Origin of the sequence: Anaerostipes sp. 992a (genome assembly GCF_001940245.1) — a bacterium.
Lineage (GTDB): Bacteria > Bacillota > Clostridia > Lachnospirales > Lachnospiraceae > Fimousia.
Genome location: NZ_MJIG01000004.1, coordinates 1,476,227 through 1,495,065 on the forward strand (window position 1 = coordinate 1,476,227; position 18,839 = coordinate 1,495,065).

The window sequence follows — 18,839 nt, forward strand, 5'->3', positions numbered from 1 at the left end:
CCTTGCAAACAATCTCAATCTGGCGATGGTTACTATTTATACTTTTCTTTTATTTTTTTGTTGTTTTGGTTGTTATAAGGGAGAAAAGCCCGGAAATAAGGGGTTTTTCCCGGCAACCGGCTCGGCAACGGGATAACAACAGGGGGTGCAACGGGCTGTCCTTTTCAGAATGGAAGCTCCATCTGTTCTGTGACCTCCACAAAACCGTCCATCGTTTTTTCAGACGGGTTGCCGGAGTCCGTTGCCGGGTTTTCACGCTCCCAGCCCTTTTGTCTGCCATATTCGGAAAACATTCTTGGGTTTGGGAAGTACCGCCAGCTGGAAATGCACTGGTTCATAATCTCGTTGATTTCCCGGATTTCCCATTGCTTCGGCTCGTCAAAAGCATGGTTCAAGGCTTCCTTATAGAGCTGCTTGGAGCAGACCATGCTCCCGGTGTATTTATCAAGATACGCCTGTATCATCCCGGCTTTGGTGTCCTCCGGCATAAAATCCCGCTGGTGTTCTTTGAGATACCGCTGCATGGCGGGGCTGAAAGCCAGCTTGAACCTGCCGCTTTTATAAATCTCCATCGCTTCCGCCCACATCTGCCCGATATAGGCTCTGGAAGCGGCTTCATCCTCCAAAATGTGAACTTCCGCCTGCTCCGGGTACACCATGACCGGGATAAAGCGGCGGTTGCCGGAACGGTCAAGGGGCAGGAAGTCAAGGGCATTGGAAGTGCCGCCAAACACGCACTGACGGGGGCGGTCTGCCGGGTGGGTTTCATAAGGTATCTTGTAGACCTCTTTCTGCCGGCTTAAAAATGACTTGATTTCCTCAATGCTCTTGGCGTTGGCGGTTGCCATCATTTCCGACATTTCAATAATCCAGTGACCTTGCAGCTTGCGGTACACATTGTCATCGTCCAGCTTCCGCAAATCATCGGAGAACCACTCGTCCCGGACTGCCAGCAGCCGGAAGAAGGTGGACTTTCCAGCCCCCTGACCGCCTACCAGACAGAGCATGATTTCAAACTTGCACCCCGGCTGAAAGGCTCGTGAGATTGCACCCAGCAGGAACAGCTTCAACGCTTCATAGGTGTAATCGTCTGCGTCAGCCCCCAGAAAGTGCCGCAGGCAGAAGCGGATTCGCTCTGTCCCGTCCCACACAAGGGTATTGAGATAGTCCCGGATGGGATGGTACTTGTTTTCATTCGCCACAATCCCGATGGCGTTATCAATCTTTTTCTCATTGGTAAGCCCGTAGGTTTCTTCCAGATAAAGAAGCAGATACTTCATGTCCGTATCGTTCAGGGCGGTGCTTTCTCTGTGAAAACCGATGGGCTTTATGATGTCCTTGCGGTCAGTCAGGATGTTGTATGCGATAGCCCCTGAAAGCAGAGGGTCACGTTGGAATACGGTCAGGCAGTTCCGTATGCTCTGACGGACACCGCCTTTCTCGGTGGTTTCCAGCCCCGCCTTGATTTCCTCAACGCTCTGGGGCGGCTGCATGGCGTTCATAGTGTTTTTTAGTTCTTGCTGCGTCTGCGGCTGCAAGTTCTGCCATTCGCTGTTCAAGCTGTATCACATCCTTTCCGTAGTCCGTAATCAAATCCGCTTTTTCCTCTGTTTCCCCGAACAGCAGCACATCCAGCAGATATTCCACTTGGGCTTGCTTCTGTAAGGCTTCCACAAACCGGGGATGAAAGGCTTCCTCCGGGGAGTGCGGGGCGTAGTCCGTTCTCCATGCCATCAGCAGATGGAGATAATCGGCAAGAATACGGAAGCAGCGATTCTTTGCTTCCTGAAACTGTTCCTCCGGGGATTTCTGCCGGGTCTTGGGCTTTTTTACCTTTCCCGGCGGTTTCCAGTCCTCATAGGAAAGCCCGAAGTCCTGTGCCAGCTGTACGGCGGCTTCTTTCTTTCCCAGCCCATACAGGGCGGCGGCAAAATCAATCACATCCCCATCCGCACCGCAGCCGAAGCAATGGTAACGCCGATCCAGCTTCATGCTTGGGGTTTTATCGTTATGGAACGGGCAGCAAGCCATCCCGTTCCGACCTACATGGATTCCATAATACTCCGCAGCCTGTCTTGTTGTGACGGACTGCTTCACAGCTTCGAATACATTCAAATCTATCCCTCCTTGAAAATAAGAAAAGCACCTGACATTCTCTAATTGAAAATGGCAAGTGCCTGTTAAAGTTCCATATCCTGTTGTCTGTGTTTCTCCTGTGCCGGGGCGGTTCTTTGTGCTTTTTTCTCGTCAGTCTTATCCTGCAAGACTTCTTTGATGGGCTGCTTCTTGGGCGGCTCTTTGCTTTCCTCTGTGCCGGGTGTGGCTTTCCGTACCCAGTAGCGGATGTCCCGCAGCTTCTTCAAATCCTCCTGTACCTCGGTCAGTGGTACTTTCAGCTCTGCGATTTCGCTGAGAAGCGTTTCCTGCTCCTGTTGCAACTCATTTTTCGTTTTATCCTTATCGTCCGGGTGCTTGGCAAGGTAGTCAGCGGCTTTCTCATACCGGGCAACCTCCGGGTGTTCCTGTTTGAATTTCCCCTTTATTTTCTTAAAAAATATCTTCTGGTACTTCTCATAGACAGCCTTACATTCCTTGCAGTCTGTCCGGCTGGCAAGAATCCCGTCAATCACTTTGCTCCGGGCTTCCTTTGGCTTCATCTGATTGCGGTAATCTGCGGCTGATTTCCCGGAAGATTCCAGAAACGCTTCTAAGTCCTCCACAGTGGAAAGCCCCTTTTGCCGGAGATAGGACAGGGCTTCGCTGACTGCCTTTAAGTCCTGTGAAGTTCCCCGGTTCTGTCCAGCCCTTGTCCAGTCCTTCCGTTCTTCCTTTCGTATCTCCATATACTTCATCAGCAGATTGGGAAGAAGTGTCGCTTCCTCCGCCGCCTTTTGTGCAAGCAGCTCCTTCCGTTTTTCTCCCAGCTCGGTAATCCAGCCTTTGAGGTTTTGGATAAGCTGCCGGATGGACTTCATCAGGCGGTTGGCGGCTCTGATTTCCCGGTTCAGGTTGCCGATATTCGTCTGGATACCTCGCTTTTCCATCTGCCGGACAGCAGTCCCCTCATGGACAGTGGGGACTATATCAAGCCCCTGTCTGGCATAGGAACGCAAGTCCACACGCTCCGGGCGGTCATTGGCGTCCAGATAGCGGTTCTGGATAACCTCCCATTCATGCCGCCAGATTTCACAATACTTCTGGTCGTTCCAGTCCACCGTATCCTCCTTGTGGCTTTTCCACCTGCCGGACGGCAGCTTTATCCGTTCCCCATTCTCGTCAAGGTCATAAACCTTGCGGCTCTTGGGAAGCCATTTTCCATGTTCATCCATTGCCCGCATGGTCAGCAGGACATGGGCGTGGGGATTGTGTCCCGGCGGATGGGGGTCATGGATGGCAAAATCAGCAATCATGCCTTTGGAAACAAACTGCTGTTCACAAAACTCCCGTACAAGGACAGCGTACTGGTCGGGCGGTATCTCTCTGGGAATGGTAAGCACCCACCGCCTTGCAAGCTGGGAGTTCCATTGCTTTTCCACCGCTTCGGCGGCATTCCATAAAGTATTGCGGTCTGCATATTCCTGTGGAGCATTTGCCGGGAGCAGGATTTCATTGTGGACGATACCACGCTTTTCCGGGTAGTGCTTTACTTGCTGGTCGTATTCACAGAACAGCTTTTCGCCGCTTTGGTAAGCAGCGGCGGCAACCGCAGACTGCCGCTGGCTGCGCTGAACAATCGTGATTTCGTTGTGTGGACAAGGCATTTCGTGTCCCTCCTTTCGCTAATTGGTGGATGGGGTGGCGTTTTACCACCTCATTTTGGGCAGAAAAAAAGCAGGAGACCTTTTTCAGATTTCCTGCTCGGTGTGCCACTGTGTGAGCGGCGGGTATTTAGTTGTAAAAGTTCGGGACAAGTTGACCCGATGTAAAGCTAACAAACTGGAATTGCACCAAAACAATCTAAGACAACAACGCTGCCCTACTTGCGATTTTTTCTTGTACTGCGGAAACAGTTTCTTGAATGGAATAAGTGGTCGTATCTATAACATTCGATTCATATATTCCCAGATTGCAAAATTGCTCCCACATGGTTTCTACCAATTCGATATTTGTCTTTCGGTCTAACTTTGAGCGTTCAACAGCTCGCTTCAAGGTTTCTTCCTTACTTGCCCTTAAAATAATATAATGCACCTCATAATGTTCCCGAACAAGACTTTGCCACGGCTTTAAAAACCACGGTCCGATAATACCGTCAACAATTACATCATATCCACCACGAGCATATCGCTTCGCAGCTTCTAAAAACGCTTCAATGACAATCAAATTTTGCTCATTTGATTCCGGCAAATGCGGTGGTATTGCCCCTTTACTCAAATAATGATAAAAGTCATCTGTGTGCATATGCACAGACTTTTCCAAATCTGATTCTTTTGCAACAGCAGATGCCGTTGTAGTTTTTCCTGTCCCCGGCGCACCTGTGATTACAATAATTCTACCTTGATTCATCTATATTTTACCTCCACAAATTACGATTTTCTTAATTCTACAAACTGGAATTTGAGTCTCTGTAAAGCTGGAATTAACCCATACAATTATTTTAATTTAGAGGTTCTTACGCAATTATCCGTATTTTGTAATTTTTCAATACTGGAATGCCAGTGTAAATCAGCATTCTCCATTTTTATTAAAGCGAAAAACGTAAAATTGCGGAAGAACCAATTTAGATATTCACAATTTTACTTGCCACAGTATCTCGAAAAACACTGTCATGTTCTACCAGGAGCATGGTCGGGGCAAACTCCGTTATGAGTTGTTCAATCTGCATACGTGAGTACACATCAATAAAGTTGAGCGGTTCATCCCATACATACAAGTGTGCCTTTTCACAAAGGCTTTTCGCAATTAGGACTTTCTTCTTTTGCCCGCCAGAAAAGTCTTTAATATCCTTTTCAAACTGTACACGCTCAAAGTCCATTTTCCTAAGAATTGCCTTGAACAAACTTTCATCAAGGTTGTTTTCTTCTGCAAACTCGGAAAGGGTTCCACATAAATACGATGTATCCTGTGGCACATAAGAAATTACAAGCCCAGAGCCAAGTGTTACTGTACCCGTATAATCTATGGACTGCCCGACTACCAACTTTAACAGGCTACTTTTGCCACTGCCGTTCTTTCCATCAAGCACAATGCGTTCTCCCTGTCTTATTTCAAACGAAACGGGTTCACAAACTGAAATGCCATCATAATAAACTACTACATTCGATAATGATGCAAGCAAATCTGTATGGTAATTAAGCGGTTGTATCTTGAGGGCTTCTGCGGTTTCCATATTTTTCAGCAATGCTGATTTTTGTTCGATTGTCTGTTGTTGTCTCGCTTCTATAGATTTTGAACGCTTCATCATTTTGGCGGCTTTATGACCGACATAACCTTTATCTGCTGCCCCAATTTTGGAAGCTTCTACACGTTCAGACCATACTGCAGCGCGTTTTGCCGACTGCTGTAATCGTCTGATGTCCTTTTGCAAACGTTCGTTCTGAGCCAGTTCAAATTCTTGCTGTCGCTCAAAATTTGACATCCATGATGAAAAGTTTCCTCTTTGCACTTCGATATTCGCTCGGTTAATCGATAGAATATAGTCAACACAATCGTCAAGAAAGCGACGATCGTGAGAAACTAAGATGAATCCCTTTTTCTTTTTCAGATATGCCGCCACACTTTTTCTCGCTTTGGCATCCAAATGGTTGGTAGGTTCATCAATCAGTAGGAAATGCCCTTCATTAAGAAAAAGAGCGGCAATCAAAACCTTTGTCTGCTCTCCGTTGGAAAGTGTTTCAAAAGGTCGCCAAAGCACATCGACATCAACATCAAGATAAGAAAGTTCTCGCATAAGTTCCCATTCTTCCGCAAGTGGGCAAATCTCCTGCAATATATCCTCTGTAATACGATTCTTATCTGAAACGGGATAAGGAAAATAATCAAACTGTACGGATGATAGGATTTTTCCACTATACTCATATTTCCCAAGCAGAAGATTCAGAAAGGTTGTTTTACCTCGTCCGTTTCTGCCCACAAAACCAAGCTTCCAATCGGTATCAACCTGGAAACTGACATTTTCAAAAACATTATCATAACTTGTCGGATATGAAAACGTAAGGTTTTCAATTTTAATCATTGACATAAATATTATCCTCCTTTGCATGTCATACGATACAAAGTCGGTTCGGTGAATGTTTACTACGTATAGATTTCACCAAAAGGAACCGACACTATACGGAGTGAATCATGTGTAACTATCTGTTCTGCACTATTCATAAAGCACCTCCAAAACAAAATAAGAGCCACAAGAAAGTTTATCCTTGCAGCTCGTCATAGCATAAAATAACACCACTAAGCAAAAGTGGCAACAGCACTATATTGAGTAAGATAGACATATAACTTTCTTGCAATAGACACAATAATGCCAAAGTATAGCACTACCGCATATTTTGATTTTATTTGCAAGAAAAGTTAATCATCTTCCCACCTCTTTCTAAATTTCAAAATATTATACCATAAATCGCAGGCAAATACAAGTGGTTATAAAAATTTAACAAATCGCTTATAATACAATCATATAACTTTACGCATTCCTTACTGACCGTAAAATTCCGATTTATTGCTGACTTTATTATACTTTATTGCCTATCGAAAAGATAGCATATTTTATGAAACTTGTCGGCTGGGAACAGCTTGCAGCGCAAGGTCTCCCCAGATGGCAAGTCCACAAAAGGGTAGCTGGCGGCAGCCAGCGCAGGGGAAGCGTAGCGTCCCCTGTTTGATTTGGAGCAGACCATGACTGCGGAAAATCACAGCCCCCCGGCGAGGAGCCTTCGGAGAACGCAATGCACCAACCTTTGGGTGGTGTATAATTGCGCCCTTAGTAAACTAAGGGGTTTCCGGCTTCTCACGTTCCAGCAGTTTCTTCAATAGTTCCTGCGTGTCCTGCCTGTGAAAAATGAGTGTCAACAACAGCATGACATCATCATCTGTCAGGCGTTCCGGCTCTTGCAGAAAACTTTCCAGCATACCGCCACGAGTACAGAGCCGGTGTGTCCGTTCTTTTCGGGTAAGCTGCTTTAGCTGGTGCTGCAATGCCTTTTCATCATTGATGGCTTTCCGCAGTTTCTTTTCACTCTTTTCCAACTCTCGGTTGAGCTTTTCCAGCTTTGAGGTATCAGGCAAGGGCAGCGTCCTCCTTTCCCGGTATCAGCACATAAATCCTGTTTGGTTCTCCAACGCCCTGACGCACTCGCATGATCAGTCCGGCGGTTTCCAGTTCATTCAGAGAACGCTTGACCGTCATGGGGCTGCGGGACAGGACTGCGGCAATGGCTGTGACAGGGAAGCAGATAAACAGGATTCCGTTCTCGTCCTCCTGTCCGTTGGATAGCATAGCGTCCAACATCCGGCAGTACATGACCTTTGCGGTGCTGCTGACTGGAAATCCTGTCAACGCTCTGGGAAAGGGCATACAGGGCGGCAACGGTGTGCCTATCGTCATAAATTCAAAATTCATTCGGTGTGTTCCTCCTTTTTCTTTGCTCTTTTGGATAAATAACGGGGGCAGTCAACCACAACCGCCCGGAAGCTCTGCTTGCACCCATGCTTGCATTTCCGGCATAATTCGTTGTAAGTGACACGCCCCCGGTCATTGAGGTAAAAAGAAAGCTCATGCTTCCTCTTTTTGCTCATTCTCGGCATATTGCGTTTCCTCCCGTTTTAGTGTATAGTTTCGGGGCGATTTTCGGCAAAATTACGGTCATAGAGCCGTCTAAAATCTCCAGAAGTATCAGCAATAGGGTAGACTATCCCCCTATCAGATTGTCGTGTTTCGGTATCAGTTCGCCAGTTCTCCCCGGTGTCGTTCCTCCCCTGAATCTCACAGCGGCGTATTGCTCCCTTTGGTACGCTCGTTTCGGTCAGGGTTCCTCCATATCCCTGCCAAAAGTCATGGCGCTACATCGCCGGGGAAGCATATCCCACACAGGCTGGTCATTCGATTGGAATAATCCATCGATGAACTACCTGTATCATAGAACATTTTTGTGCCCTGTGCCGTATGTCCACAAAGTAGGAATTAAGGGTAAAAATCAGAAATTTCCACGATTGCGGAAAGTATGATATAATCCAGTTAAGCGGCAGTAATGAAACCGCCGGAAAGGAGCGTGCGCCCATGAAAGGAGCGACAAGCATACAGGAACGCCTTTGGGAACTCCGCAAGGACAAAGGCTTAAATCTGGAAGAATTATCAGAGCTGACGGGCATTTCCAAATCAGCTCTTGGCAGTTATGAAAAAGAGGATTATAAGGAAATCAATCATGGCAACCTTATCACGCTGGCAGACTTCTATGGGGTTTCCGTTGATTATCTGCTGTGCCGGACAGAGAACCGGGAGCAGATCAACACGCCACTAACAGAGCTGCATTTGAATGATGAGATGGTGGCACTTCTGAAAGGCGGTCGGATTAACAACCGTCTGCTCTGTGAGCTTGCCACTCATAAGGACTTTATCAAGTTTCTTGCGGACATTGAGATTTATGTAGATGGGATTGCCACCATGCAGATTCAAAACCTCAACGCCCTTGTCGATACTGTCCGGCATGAAATCATTGAACGGTATCGCCCCGGCGAAGACGACCCGCATTTGAAAGTGCTGCAAGCCGCCCATATCAGCGATGATGAATATTTCAGCCACATGGTTCTTGATGACCTCAATCTCATTATCCGGGATATTCGGGAAGCCCACAAAAAGGACAGCGAGAGTGCGCCCCAGACCACCGTTGCCGATGAATTGAAAGAAAATTTGGAAGCGGTTGAAAATTTCAAGGGCAGTCGGGATGAAAAGCTGGTTGTCCTTTACTGCAAGCAGCTCGGCATCAACTATAAAAATCTGTCAGACGAAGAATTTCGCTGGCTCATTCGGATTCTACAAAAATCAAAGAAAACAGGAACTCCTATCAGTCAAAGGAAAAAACGGTAAAGAAAAACCGCTGTTGCATGGTTGTGTTTGCTTCCATGTAGCAGCGGTTGGTGCTATACTTATTCAGTTAAAATTTCAAAGCGATAAAGTGGAATTTATCTTAGAAATTACAGCAATGTTATTTTGATAAACTTTCAAGAATTGAAATATCATGCTTATCTTTATCTCTTAATTCATAACCTGAATGGAAAACTCTTTGGCCTTTTAAGGATATACAAGGAATTGTTTTTCCTTCAAAAAAAGCACTACCAAAGTAATCTTTTTCAAACTCATACCAGCCACCCTCTAAATCAGCTTGTTTTGAAGTTCCGTCCTCACTTAAAACGAACGGGTGAATGTCTAAGTAACCAAGTTCATCACTATATAACTCTATTCTAACCGGTTTCCAGTCTGTATCAATTTTATAGCCCAGATTCAAAAGCACATTTAACAATTTTTCCGTATGTTGAGCATCAAAATTTATATCTATATCTCTATGAATTCTTGTTTGTTTACCAGCTAAAATATCTACACCCCATCCGCCATCCAACCAGTATGTAATTCCAGTATTTTCGAATAATTCTATTACTTTCATTAAATCTTCTTTTGTTGTTATTTCTTTTCTACCCATACAAAGTCTCCTTTACAACTTCTAATTTGTAATAATCATTCTACCATACCGTTATGAATAAATCATCTCATGTAAAACAATTTCTTCTGCCCGGTTGTGAATGTTATTGCAACGCTGCACCCATTCCATTTGACGGGTACGCTTCAATTCCTCGGTCACGCCCTCGGCAGCTTTCATCTGCTCCATGATGGTGTCTAACCGTTTCTGTGCCTGTTCGTTCAGGTCTGCAAGATATGTCCACAATTCCCCGGTCAGGGTCAATGTGTGTAATCTGGCTGGGCAGACTTCTCTTAAATATTCCCGGTGCATCCGTCCGTACTTTCCGATGGGGCGGTGTTCCTCCGGCAACTTCAAGTCCGGGATGTAGTAATCTCCAACAAGGATATAATCAATTCCGTTTTCTTTTATTCTTGGTTTCAATTCGCTCATGTTCCTTACCTCCTGTGGAAGCAGGCTCGTCTGGTACTAACTCAATCACATCGGTAATCTCACAATTCAGCGTTTCGCAGATACGGGCTAATGTATCCATGCTGATGTGCTTTCCCTCTTTGCTCATGTTGGCAATCATATTTGTTGTCATACCAGCGGCAAGCCTTAAATCCTCTTTTCTCATATCACGCTCTAACAGTGTGTGCCAGAGTGGTTTATAGCTGATGTGCATATTGTTTTCCTGCCTTTCTATCCATACCACCGGAGCGGCTGCCCCGGCAGGAACTTTTCTCTTATTATAGCACCAATCTTGTGAAATCACAATTTATTCTTGTAGCCTGCCGCTGATACCGTCTGGATTGGCTTTTCCTTTCTTTTTGTTCCCTTTAATTAGCCATGAACTGCTTCATGCCCTGGGACTTTGCACCGGGGTTGTCGTTGCCGTAGCCTTCGAGCAGGTTGATTGCACCCCAGATGCCGAGACCTGCGCCGAGGGCAATAACGAGGGTCTGAAGAACGGTTACTGCGCTGTTGAAAAATGCCATAAATTTTTCCTCCTTGATAGAAAATAGGGTTGGGAGCTTCTATCCCAACCCGTGATTGATTGGTTCTTGAGCTTCCAGCGGCTGATTAGCCAAAGAGACCGGAGAGCAGAGGTACAAGGGTAGTACCGATGAGGGCAACACCGCCGCCTGCCATGAGCTGCTTCATACCTTGGGACTTTGCGCCGGGGTTGTCGTTACCGTAGCCTTCAAGCAGGTTGATTGCACCCCAGATGCCGAGACCTGCGCCGAGGGCGATAACGAGAGTCTGAAGAACGGTTACTGCGCTGTTGAAAAATGCCATATACTTTTCCTCCTGATATTTGAATTGGATTTTGAAATGAAAAAAGCCCTCCACGATACCGGAGAACCGATCGGAGGGCAGAGACAACGGGACAATTTCATGCAATCATATCTATCACCACCACCTCTCTTAGCAAAAAGAAAAGCCCTGACCGAAGTTAAACTTCACTCAGAGCAAAATCCTTGTAGACCATTTCATTTTTACTGCGTTTTCTGCCCACACTTTCCGTAGGGGCAAGATCAGGGTAGGTCGCCTGTACCTTCTGTCTGCTTCTGCGAACGGTTTCAAATCCCGGAAAACTGTGATTGTCCAGTTCCTTCAAAAACACGGGAACCGGCATAGAGCGAATGTCGATTCCACGCAGAACCGAATAGTGTTCCAACACTTTCAGATACAGATGATTGTCTGTATTTCTTGCCTTGGTATCATGCTCCAAAATGTTCTTAACCAGAGCAGATACCGTTTTCAGATTTTCCAAATGCAAACCTCCTTTGTTAATCGGCATCGACAACTACAAATTCATCACCTGCCTTTAATTTCAGTCTGCGGCTCAGGAACTGCTCGATGTTGAACTCATTCTTTTTGTCGAAGTCTGATGTGTACTTATAGTTCGGATGCTGTGTCAGATCGTACTTGTCAGACAGAAACGGTCTCACACCACGTAGCTGCAAGATGCACTTACCACCATCCAGAACTGCCAGCTCATCCACGGTCGCAAGGTCTTTCCCCAGCTTTTGATAATTCATGCCGTAGGATGGGCTGTTACCTCTGGTATTTGAGGTGTTGTAGGTGTCGATGGTCTCTTTCCCAAGTGCCTGATTCAGTTCTTTCAACGTGGTCGGCTCAGAACCGCCAAGGAAAATACGGGAATCCATGTTGCCGATGATGGTGTCCGAATTGTCCTTGTAAATGGCTTTCAGCTGAGACTGTGCCTGAAGGACAAGGCAGGCAGATATTTCACGGCTTCGGATAGTCGCCACCAACTTTTCCAGATTGGGAATCTGACCGATATTTGCCGCTTCATCAATCAGACAGCGCACATGAACCGGCAGTCTGCCGCCATACACATCATCTGCTTTTTCGCAGAGCAGGTTGAACAGCTGGGTATAAATCATAGAGATCAGGAAATTAAAAGTCGCATCCGTGTCCGACATAATCAAGAACAGTGCTGTTTTCTTGTCTCCGAGGGTATCCAACTGCAATTCGTCATAGGCTGTAATGTCCCGGACTTCCTGAATATCGAAGGGAGCAAGTCTCGCACCGCAGGAAATCAGAATACTCTTAGCTGTCTTGCCGGCAGCCAGCTTGTACTTCTTATACTGGCGAACTGCAAAATGATTTGGCTTTTTCTTTTCCAGAGCTTCAAACATCAGGTCAACCGGATTCTGGAACTCCTCGTCGTCCTCACGCACCTCCATTGCGTTTAAGAACTCGATCAGAGTGGAGAAGTTCTGTTCCTCAACCGGCGCTTCATAGTGGATATACCCAATCAGGGCGCAGTACAGAAGGGTCTCTGCTTTCGTCCAGAACTCGTCACCGGCTTTCCCGTCGCCTTTGGTATTGGCAATCAATGTCGTCACCAGCTTCAGAATGTCTTTTTCTGAATGGATATAGGCGAACGGATTGTAGTGCATCGACTTCTTAAAGTTGATGGTGTTGAAAATCTTGATGTTGTAACCATGCTTCAACAAAGCATTGCCGCACTCGATGACAATGCTGCCTTTCGGGTCTGTGACAACATAGCTGGAGTGCATCTGGAGAAGATTCGGTTTCAGCCAGAACCTTGTTTTTCCTGAACCTGAACCTCCGATAATCAAAACATTTTTGTTTCTGGCATTAGCAGGATTCTTCGGTCGGTTGGACATCATCAGCCGTTCCGTTTTCGTCAGGATAATATTGTCCTCAAACTTTGGAGCGGTGAACGGCTCAATGTCTTTGGCTGTACCCCAACGGGCAGAACCATACTCCACATTGTGCCGGTACTTCTTGGCGTTTTTGCTTTTCAGATAAACCGCAAGTCGAAGCCCTGCGCCACAGGCAATTCCCACCAGCAAATCCAGCGGGTAAAAGCTGGGAAGTGGATTGCCCAGGGCAACCGGAAGGGCATAAAAAAAGCTGAGGATTTTTGCAGAAGAATCTGCACCCTCAGCCAATCGCCATGCTTCTCCAAAATTCGTTGCAAATAATCCCACCAGAATATATGGGATGTTCAGAATCAGGAGCTTTTTCAAATTGATTCTGTTCATCACAAATCACGCTCCTGTTTCTTTTCCCGAACCTTCCTGGGGATAGCTGCTACCATCTCTTTGAACTTCTTCAGCTGTGCCAGAACGCTCGGTTTCTTATCCTTCGTCAATGACCTTGCCTGATGTTCCTTGCAGATAGCATCCAGGGCATCTGCATCCTTGGAACGGACAAAGACAAGATAACGGGGAGGATCAACGGACTTATCTTTTCTTACGGCAAAGTCCACACCGTATTTCTTGGCGAGCCTTTCAAAATCCCGGATGCCATCCTTATCAATTTCCACATTGGTGGCACCCTGATTCTGTCCCAGCAGCTGTTTCACGGATTGCTTTCCGTGAACCGCCGTATCTCTGGTTCCTTTTCTCGCCTTGACCTTTTCCCGGTGCTGCAAATATTTGCGAATACCGGCAATGATACTTCGAGCAGTCAGCCTTGTCGTGCTGATTGCCAGATTTATCGTCCTGTTTTCAACTTCTTCCTGCATGAATCATCACCTCCTGCAAGCAGTAGAATGAGGGTCATCGTGCCATATCTCTGCGGTCGTAATACAGATTTCCTCTGGCAACATTGGCATGACTGATAATCTTGATGTTCCCGACTTTCTGGTTGTCCAGAGCTTTCTGATACCCGGCTTCACTCAGATACAGACGGTTTCTTTCACCTTTCCAGCCAACAGGAGATTCATTGGTCAGCACATCAAAGATAATCATGTGCTTTGTGGCTTCATCGAATCTTGCCAGGTCCATATAGGTGTGTCCCTGATACTCCTTGGCTCCTGCCTGTATCCTGCGGCGTTCCATCAGCTCTGCAATCGTTGAGCTTCTTTCCATGATGCCTCCTTACAGCGCATCTCGATCAGGGCTACTCTTGCGTGGAGCGGGGTCAGCCTTGATAGGCGCATCTTCTTTTTTGACCATATCATCGGGCAACGGCAAAGCCATGATACTGCGCCCCATGCGGACGAAGGTTTCAGGCTGATGGAAGTGTTCTTCAAACTGCTTCATCAGCTCCGGGGAAAGGGAGGAAAAATCCTCCTCACCCAAACCGACAACCAGAAAGTCACCGGCGATGATGTCGTAGATCTCGCCGTCTCCGTCCCGCAGCGCACGATTCAGGTCTTTCCCCATAATTTTTCCCTCATCGTGCATCACCAACGCAACCGGCTCATTAAAAGGGTAAACAGCTTCAATGTCGCCACCGACAGCTTTCTGCAAATCCTCCAAGTCGCAGCCGATCTGAACCTGCTGGGGATACATGTGGGGCTTTACCAGAAGAACCGTCATTGTCTCAGCCTGTTCCTGCTGAATTTCACGTTCCTCCGTAGTGCCAAACTCAACGCCGATAAAGTTCTCGGAGTCCAGAATGTACTCGGAATTGTAGTAGGCTGATCTGACCTGTTCTTCTGCATCAGCACGGGACTTGGCTTCCACCGTTACCGTCTTTTCCAGAGTCTCGGTGATCTTTACATCATATTCCTTCAAACTTCATTACCTCCATTTCCTCAGATATAAGAAAAGCGACCATCCATGAACCTGTTACAGTTCATAAATAGTCGCTTCATGTTCCCACTGGGGGACACACATAGATTCCAGTTCCTCGATCAGTTCCTCTGGGGAAAAGAACAAATCCTCCGCACTTTTCAATATCTTTTTGAAAGCCCGGTACTCCGTCACATAGCCGGTATCGTCAGACCCGATCAGCATTGACACACAGCGGACAATGGCAAAGTTCATATCCTCCATAAGCCACAATTCGGTTTCATAGGTGGTTTTGATTTCATCTAAAACCGCCTGTTCCACATCGGAAATAATGAGGCAGGCACGCTGGTCAAACAGTTCCATGCCACGGTAATTGAAGCATTTCTCATAGCCACCGGCTACGGAATACTGATATACCGTCTGTGCCGCACCTCTCAATGCGGTGCAAACCTCCGGCAGACACAAACCACCGGCATAGCCGATCTCATCTTCATCATACCCCTCATAATCTTCGGGAGAAAACAGCTCAAACAGCCAGTCGATTGCTTTGCTCATTTCGCTTTCGTTAAACATCGGGATTCACCTTACCTTTCCATAGATTTCTCTCGTTTCTTCTGCCATTGCTCCAGCAGCTGAATGATTTTATCCTCCATCTGCTTGCTGGTGTATGACTTCGGGAAGTATTTCCGCAGGGAGTCGGTTTTGAATGTCACCCTGTCCAGCTCGCCCTTTTTGACCTCATTCATAATCTCGCACATGGCATCCAGCGTACACTCTCCCTCCTGTGCCAGTTTTTTGATTCTCTGTGCTTGTGAAAGAGAAGGCGCAGCCTGGGCAAAGTCCATAGCAGAAAGAAAATCCTGCTGTTCTTCTCTTGCGAGATAGGAAAGCTCCACGGCAGGATTGAATTTAATCTGACCGTTATCCACCATATCCAGAATTTCAGGAATAAGCTCTGTCAGACGGATATACCGCTGAATCTGTCTGCCGCTATCCGAATCAGACAGTGCATCTCTTGACTTGTGGCCAACTTGTCCACAAGTTTGCCCTTGATGCTTTATTGCATCTAATTTCATTCGGTAGGCAAATGCACGTTCACTCGGTAAAAGGGTTTCTCTCTGCAAGTTGGAATCAACCATCAAGATGATGGCTGCATCATCGTCCATATCACGGACAATAGCAGGCATGGTTTCTTTCCCGGCAAGCTCAGATGCACGATGTCTCCTGTGACCGGAAATAATTTCATAGCCACCGTAAGGATCAGGTCGGACAATCGCCGGGGTAAGAACACCGAAGTCTCGAACACTCTCTACGGTTTTCATCATTTCCTCGTCATCCACCACCCGGAAGGGATGTCCCTCAAAGGGGTGCAATTCAGAAAGCAGGATTTCCTGCACTCGCTCCTGCTGGGCTTCGGCTCGTGACTGGTCGGTAGAGAAAATATCATCGTACCCCTTCAAGCTGATGTTTGCGCCTTTTTTCTGCATTGTTTAACACCTCCTTTGTCAGAACCCGGTAGGCATCAGCCACTTTGCCTTTGGGGTCGTGCTTAAAGATACTGGCTCCTTCGGCACTGATTTCCTCTGCACGAACAGAACGGGGAATGTCTGTCTTGTAGACTTTCAGCTTTCCTCCATAACTTTCCCGGATCAGATTGCTGATGTCCTTGGAATAATTGGTTCTGCTGTCCACCATCGTCAGAAGAATACCCTCGATTTTCAATTTTGGGTTGATTTGTCGTCTGACCTTGTTGATGGTTTCCAGCAGCTGTTCCAAGCCCTTTGCCGGAAGATATGCCGCCTGAACAGGGATCAGCACATTGTCGGCAGCTGCCAAAGCATTGACTGTCAGCATACCCAAAGAGGGCATACAGTCCAGAAGAATGTAGTCATAATTCTGCTTGACCGTATCCAGGTACTGACGGAGAATGGTCTCCCGGCTCATGGCATTGACCAGGGAAACCTCTAAGCCTGACAGTTCAATATTGGCAGGCATCAAGTCCACACCTTCCGGGTGATGAAGAATGCCTTCGCCGGGGGCAATCGGCTTTTCCATCATAATCTTTCCCATCATGTCGGAAAGGGTGGGAGACAAGGTATCCGGGAACGGATTTCCCAGACTGACTGTTAAAGAAGCCTGTGGATCTGTGTCTACCAACAGAACCTTTTTGCCCTCCATTGCCAGTCCCACACCCAAATTTTCCGTGGTTGTGGTCTTGCCCGTGCCGCCTTTCTGGTTGACTACGGCGATAACTGTCGCTTTTTTCGCCAATATTCATCACCTCGCATTCTTTTATGTGTGCGCTTCATGTTTACCACCTCCCTCCAAGTTTCCCCGAAGCCATATCATGCCTGACCTTTGCGTCATAGTGGGCGCTTATGGTGTAGGGGGCGTTGTATATCGAAGCAAGTAGATACTGCTTGATATTGCGAACATCGGTTGTGTTCTCTTTGAAAGAACTCAATACAAATCTGATGTGTTCAGAATCCAGTTTCATAAAACTGCTTTTGACAATTTCAATGGGCTTATCATCACTGGCAATTCGTATTTGCTTCCGATTACTGCACATGACTTCAATAATCAAATGCAGAATTAGATCGAGTATCTCATGGTCATACGGATAATCCTGTTTCAGATAGTCCATAGAAAGCTGTTCATAAAAATACTGATAATATCGGGTAAATTCGTCAGTCTCATCGACTTCCTTTCCACAAAAACCGGAAGGAAAGAAAGGATCAGTATCACTAAAATCAATATAATTAGTATCAGTATTATTACCTTGTGCTTTTGACAGTTCTTGAATTGTGTTTTTGACAACTCCAGAATTGTCCTTTTGACAATTCAAGAATTGTCTTTCCACAGAACCGGAAATGAAATTCTTTACATAGATCAGGTTCGGTTTCCCAAGTCCCTGTCGCTTGCGTTCTATCAGACCGCATTTCTTTTCCAGCTCATCCAGCAGCTTCACCGCTTTCTTTTCAGCACAGCCTAACGCACCTTTGAGTTCTTCTATGGTGAATATGATATAGACACGGCCTTCCTCGTCCAGCCAACCGTTCCGGGCTGAGAGGTTCATGCGGTCAAGCAGAATACCGTAAAGCAGCTTGGCATCGGTTGATACATTCCAGAAGCAATCCTCGGTGAATAGCACCTTCGGAACACGGTAGAATGCGAACATCTCCGCTTGCTGCCCATAGAAATAATCATACGTCACTCATCCTCACCACCTCTTTCTGCGGGAAATACTCTTTTTTCAGAGGGGTTCTGCGGAAAGTCGTATCCTTCAGTTTATACGGACATCTGACAAAATAGCAGAAGCGGTACTTCCATCGGGGTTGATAATACTCGCAGTCTTTGCAACATTTCGGCTTGTCACGGCGATTGCGTTCATACTCATACATATCAACGCACCCCCACTTCCTTCATAATCTTCCTGGTACACCAGCCGATGCAGGGATGATCCCGCCCATAAGGACAACCTTCACATTCCGACTTCGGCTTTGGGGATACGGAGATTAAGTAGTAACAATTTTCTTCGCCCAGACAGCAGCCCGTTTTATTGTTTTTCCAAAAATGACAGTAGCGGCAGTCGTTTGGCTTGTCTGGGGAATAGACGATTTTACTCAAAAATCAAACCTCCAATCTTTCAGATTTACCCATGAATTTTGGGCATAAAAAAAGAGCGTCTATCCATCCCCGATACAGGGGCAAATAGACGCTCTATGTACATGATAGTATTCAATTTTATTTCTTATAACGGCTTAGCACTCGGAACATCCGCCTTTTGAATTAGCAAGGTTTTTAGCACGTTTTTTCGCCTAATTAGCTGGAAGCGCATTTTCATTAGCAAAAACGGCCCTTTTTCTGCTAATGATTAGCAGAAATTTTTGTCTTATCACAGCAGTTCGATTTTTTAGGGCTTGTCAAAAATCAGAATTTGAAGTAAAATTTGAAAACATTATTTCGTCTCAGCAATCACACTGGAATTTGTTAAAAAAGCCGAAAACCCTTGAAAACAAAGGCTTTCGGCGTTGTTAGCTGGCGTCCCAAAGAGGACTTGAACCTCCGACCCCACGCTTAGGAGGCGTGTGCTCTATCCAACTGAGCTATTGGGACGTATTTATTTTTTTGTCAGCCTCCGTAATGATCGGACTCAGCTCCCAACTAAGGTTTTTCCAAGGTGGCCGTTGTAACGTAACCTTAGGAGGCG

The 18,839-nt window shown here is 46.4% G+C and carries 23 protein-coding genes and 1 tRNA gene; 1 reads left to right on the top strand and 23 read right to left on the bottom strand.

The features are described from left to right. Window positions 1-164: 164 nt before the first annotated feature. The 8 genes from BHF69_RS11440 to BHF69_RS11475 form a co-directional block, all read right to left on the bottom strand. Window positions 165-1,502 carry a virulence-associated E family protein gene (locus BHF69_RS11440; protein WP_002584323.1) on the bottom strand — a complete coding sequence of 446 codons (1,338 nt, stop codon included), beginning with the start codon at window positions 1,500-1,502 and terminating at the stop codon, window positions 165-167. Further along, window positions 1,471-2,115, bottom strand: coding sequence for a CHC2 zinc finger domain-containing protein (locus tag BHF69_RS11445; RefSeq protein WP_002584324.1), 645 nt, complete (start codon window positions 2,113-2,115; stop codon window positions 1,471-1,473). The genes BHF69_RS11440 and BHF69_RS11445 overlap by 32 nt, the downstream gene beginning before the upstream one ends. A 65-nt stretch (window positions 2,116-2,180) precedes the next feature. Then, entirely contained in the window at window positions 2,181-3,761 is a 1,581-nt protein-coding gene (mobQ, locus tag BHF69_RS11450; RefSeq protein WP_002584325.1) for a MobQ family relaxase, read from the bottom strand. A 196-nt stretch (window positions 3,762-3,957) separates the two neighbouring features. Continuing rightward, complete coding sequence (locus BHF69_RS11455; protein ID WP_002584326.1) at window positions 3,958-4,503, bottom strand: AAA family ATPase; 546 nt, start codon at window positions 4,501-4,503, stop codon at window positions 3,958-3,960. 214 nt (window positions 4,504-4,717) lie between these two features. Beyond that, on the bottom strand, window positions 4,718-6,178 hold the full coding sequence (locus tag BHF69_RS11460; RefSeq protein WP_002584327.1) for an Lsa family ABC-F type ribosomal protection protein: 1,461 nt from the start codon (window positions 6,176-6,178) through the stop codon (window positions 4,718-4,720). A gap of 746 nt (window positions 6,179-6,924) precedes the next feature. After that, window positions 6,925-7,221, bottom strand: a complete 297-nt coding sequence (locus BHF69_RS11465) for a DUF3847 domain-containing protein (RefSeq protein WP_002584328.1) — start codon at window positions 7,219-7,221, stop codon at window positions 6,925-6,927. Continuing rightward, the gene (locus tag BHF69_RS11470; protein WP_002584329.1) at window positions 7,214-7,555 is read right to left on the bottom strand and encodes a DeoR family transcriptional regulator; all 342 of its coding nucleotides are present in this window, start codon (window positions 7,553-7,555) and stop codon (window positions 7,214-7,216) included. Before BHF69_RS11470 ends, BHF69_RS11465 begins: the two co-directional genes overlap by 8 nt. Beyond that, on the bottom strand, window positions 7,552-7,740 hold the full coding sequence (locus BHF69_RS11475; RefSeq protein WP_002584330.1) for a hypothetical protein: 189 nt from the start codon (window positions 7,738-7,740) through the stop codon (window positions 7,552-7,554). The genes BHF69_RS11470 and BHF69_RS11475 overlap by 4 nt, the downstream gene beginning before the upstream one ends. A gap of 472 nt (window positions 7,741-8,212) precedes the next feature. Between BHF69_RS11475 and BHF69_RS11485 the strand changes: the two genes are divergently transcribed. After that, window positions 8,213-9,019: a helix-turn-helix domain-containing protein gene (locus BHF69_RS11485; protein WP_002584331.1), complete on the top strand. Its 807-nt coding sequence runs from the start codon at window positions 8,213-8,215 to the stop codon at window positions 9,017-9,019. A 118-nt stretch (window positions 9,020-9,137) separates the two neighbouring features. Here the strand turns inward: BHF69_RS11485 and BHF69_RS11490 are convergent, their stop codons facing one another. The 15 genes from BHF69_RS11490 to BHF69_RS11570 all read right to left on the bottom strand — a co-directional run bounded on the left by BHF69_RS11490 (window position 9,138) and on the right by BHF69_RS11570 (window position 18,745). Then, a complete protein-coding gene (locus tag BHF69_RS11490; RefSeq protein ID WP_002584332.1) occupies window positions 9,138-9,629 on the bottom strand; it encodes a nucleotidyltransferase domain-containing protein in 492 nt (163 codons plus the stop codon). Between the two features lie 51 nt (window positions 9,630-9,680). Beyond that, complete coding sequence (locus BHF69_RS11495; RefSeq protein WP_002584333.1) at window positions 9,681-10,058, bottom strand: TnpV protein; 378 nt, start codon at window positions 10,056-10,058, stop codon at window positions 9,681-9,683. Beyond that, window positions 10,018-10,290, bottom strand: coding sequence for a helix-turn-helix domain-containing protein (locus BHF69_RS11500; protein WP_002584334.1), 273 nt, complete (start codon window positions 10,288-10,290; stop codon window positions 10,018-10,020). Before BHF69_RS11500 ends, BHF69_RS11495 begins: the two co-directional genes overlap by 41 nt. A 154-nt stretch (window positions 10,291-10,444) precedes the next feature. Further along, the gene (locus BHF69_RS11505) at window positions 10,445-10,603 is read right to left on the bottom strand and encodes a Maff2 family mobile element protein (protein ID WP_005929973.1); all 159 of its coding nucleotides are present in this window, start codon (window positions 10,601-10,603) and stop codon (window positions 10,445-10,447) included. Between the two features lie 85 nt (window positions 10,604-10,688). Further along, window positions 10,689-10,904 (bottom strand): Maff2 family mobile element protein, encoded by a 216-nt coding sequence (locus tag BHF69_RS11510; protein ID WP_002576404.1) that lies wholly within the window; start codon window positions 10,902-10,904, stop codon window positions 10,689-10,691. A 157-nt stretch (window positions 10,905-11,061) separates the two neighbouring features. Then, window positions 11,062-11,382: a hypothetical protein gene (locus BHF69_RS11515; protein ID WP_075671614.1), complete on the bottom strand. Its 321-nt coding sequence runs from the start codon at window positions 11,380-11,382 to the stop codon at window positions 11,062-11,064. Window positions 11,383-11,398: 16 nt separating this feature from the next. Beyond that, complete coding sequence (locus tag BHF69_RS11520) at window positions 11,399-13,150, bottom strand: VirD4-like conjugal transfer protein, CD1115 family (RefSeq protein ID WP_075671616.1); 1,752 nt, start codon at window positions 13,148-13,150, stop codon at window positions 11,399-11,401. After that, window positions 13,150-13,635, bottom strand: a complete 486-nt coding sequence (locus BHF69_RS11525) for a PcfB family protein (protein WP_075671618.1) — start codon at window positions 13,633-13,635, stop codon at window positions 13,150-13,152. The genes BHF69_RS11520 and BHF69_RS11525 overlap by 1 nt, the downstream gene beginning before the upstream one ends. A gap of 34 nt (window positions 13,636-13,669) precedes the next feature. After that, a complete protein-coding gene (locus BHF69_RS11530; RefSeq protein WP_075671620.1) occupies window positions 13,670-13,981 on the bottom strand; it encodes a DUF5720 family protein in 312 nt (103 codons plus the stop codon). Between the two features lie 9 nt (window positions 13,982-13,990). After that, a complete protein-coding gene (locus BHF69_RS11535) occupies window positions 13,991-14,632 on the bottom strand; it encodes a DUF3846 domain-containing protein (protein ID WP_075671622.1) in 642 nt (213 codons plus the stop codon). A gap of 54 nt (window positions 14,633-14,686) precedes the next feature. Next, on the bottom strand, window positions 14,687-15,202 hold the full coding sequence (locus BHF69_RS11540) for a hypothetical protein (protein WP_075671624.1): 516 nt from the start codon (window positions 15,200-15,202) through the stop codon (window positions 14,687-14,689). A gap of 11 nt (window positions 15,203-15,213) precedes the next feature. Further along, window positions 15,214-16,116 carry a ParB/RepB/Spo0J family partition protein gene (locus tag BHF69_RS11545; RefSeq protein WP_075671626.1) on the bottom strand — a complete coding sequence of 301 codons (903 nt, stop codon included), beginning with the start codon at window positions 16,114-16,116 and terminating at the stop codon, window positions 15,214-15,216. Beyond that, window positions 16,073-16,900, bottom strand: a complete 828-nt coding sequence (locus BHF69_RS11550; protein WP_075671628.1) for a ParA family protein — start codon at window positions 16,898-16,900, stop codon at window positions 16,073-16,075. The genes BHF69_RS11545 and BHF69_RS11550 overlap by 44 nt, the downstream gene beginning before the upstream one ends. Before the next feature lie 40 nt (window positions 16,901-16,940). Next, on the bottom strand, window positions 16,941-17,843 hold the full coding sequence (locus tag BHF69_RS11555; protein ID WP_075671630.1) for a DUF6017 domain-containing protein: 903 nt from the start codon (window positions 17,841-17,843) through the stop codon (window positions 16,941-16,943). Window positions 17,844-18,668: 825 nt separating this feature from the next. Further along, window positions 18,669-18,745, bottom strand: a tRNA-Arg gene (locus BHF69_RS11570). Window positions 18,746-18,839 lie beyond the last annotated feature (94 nt).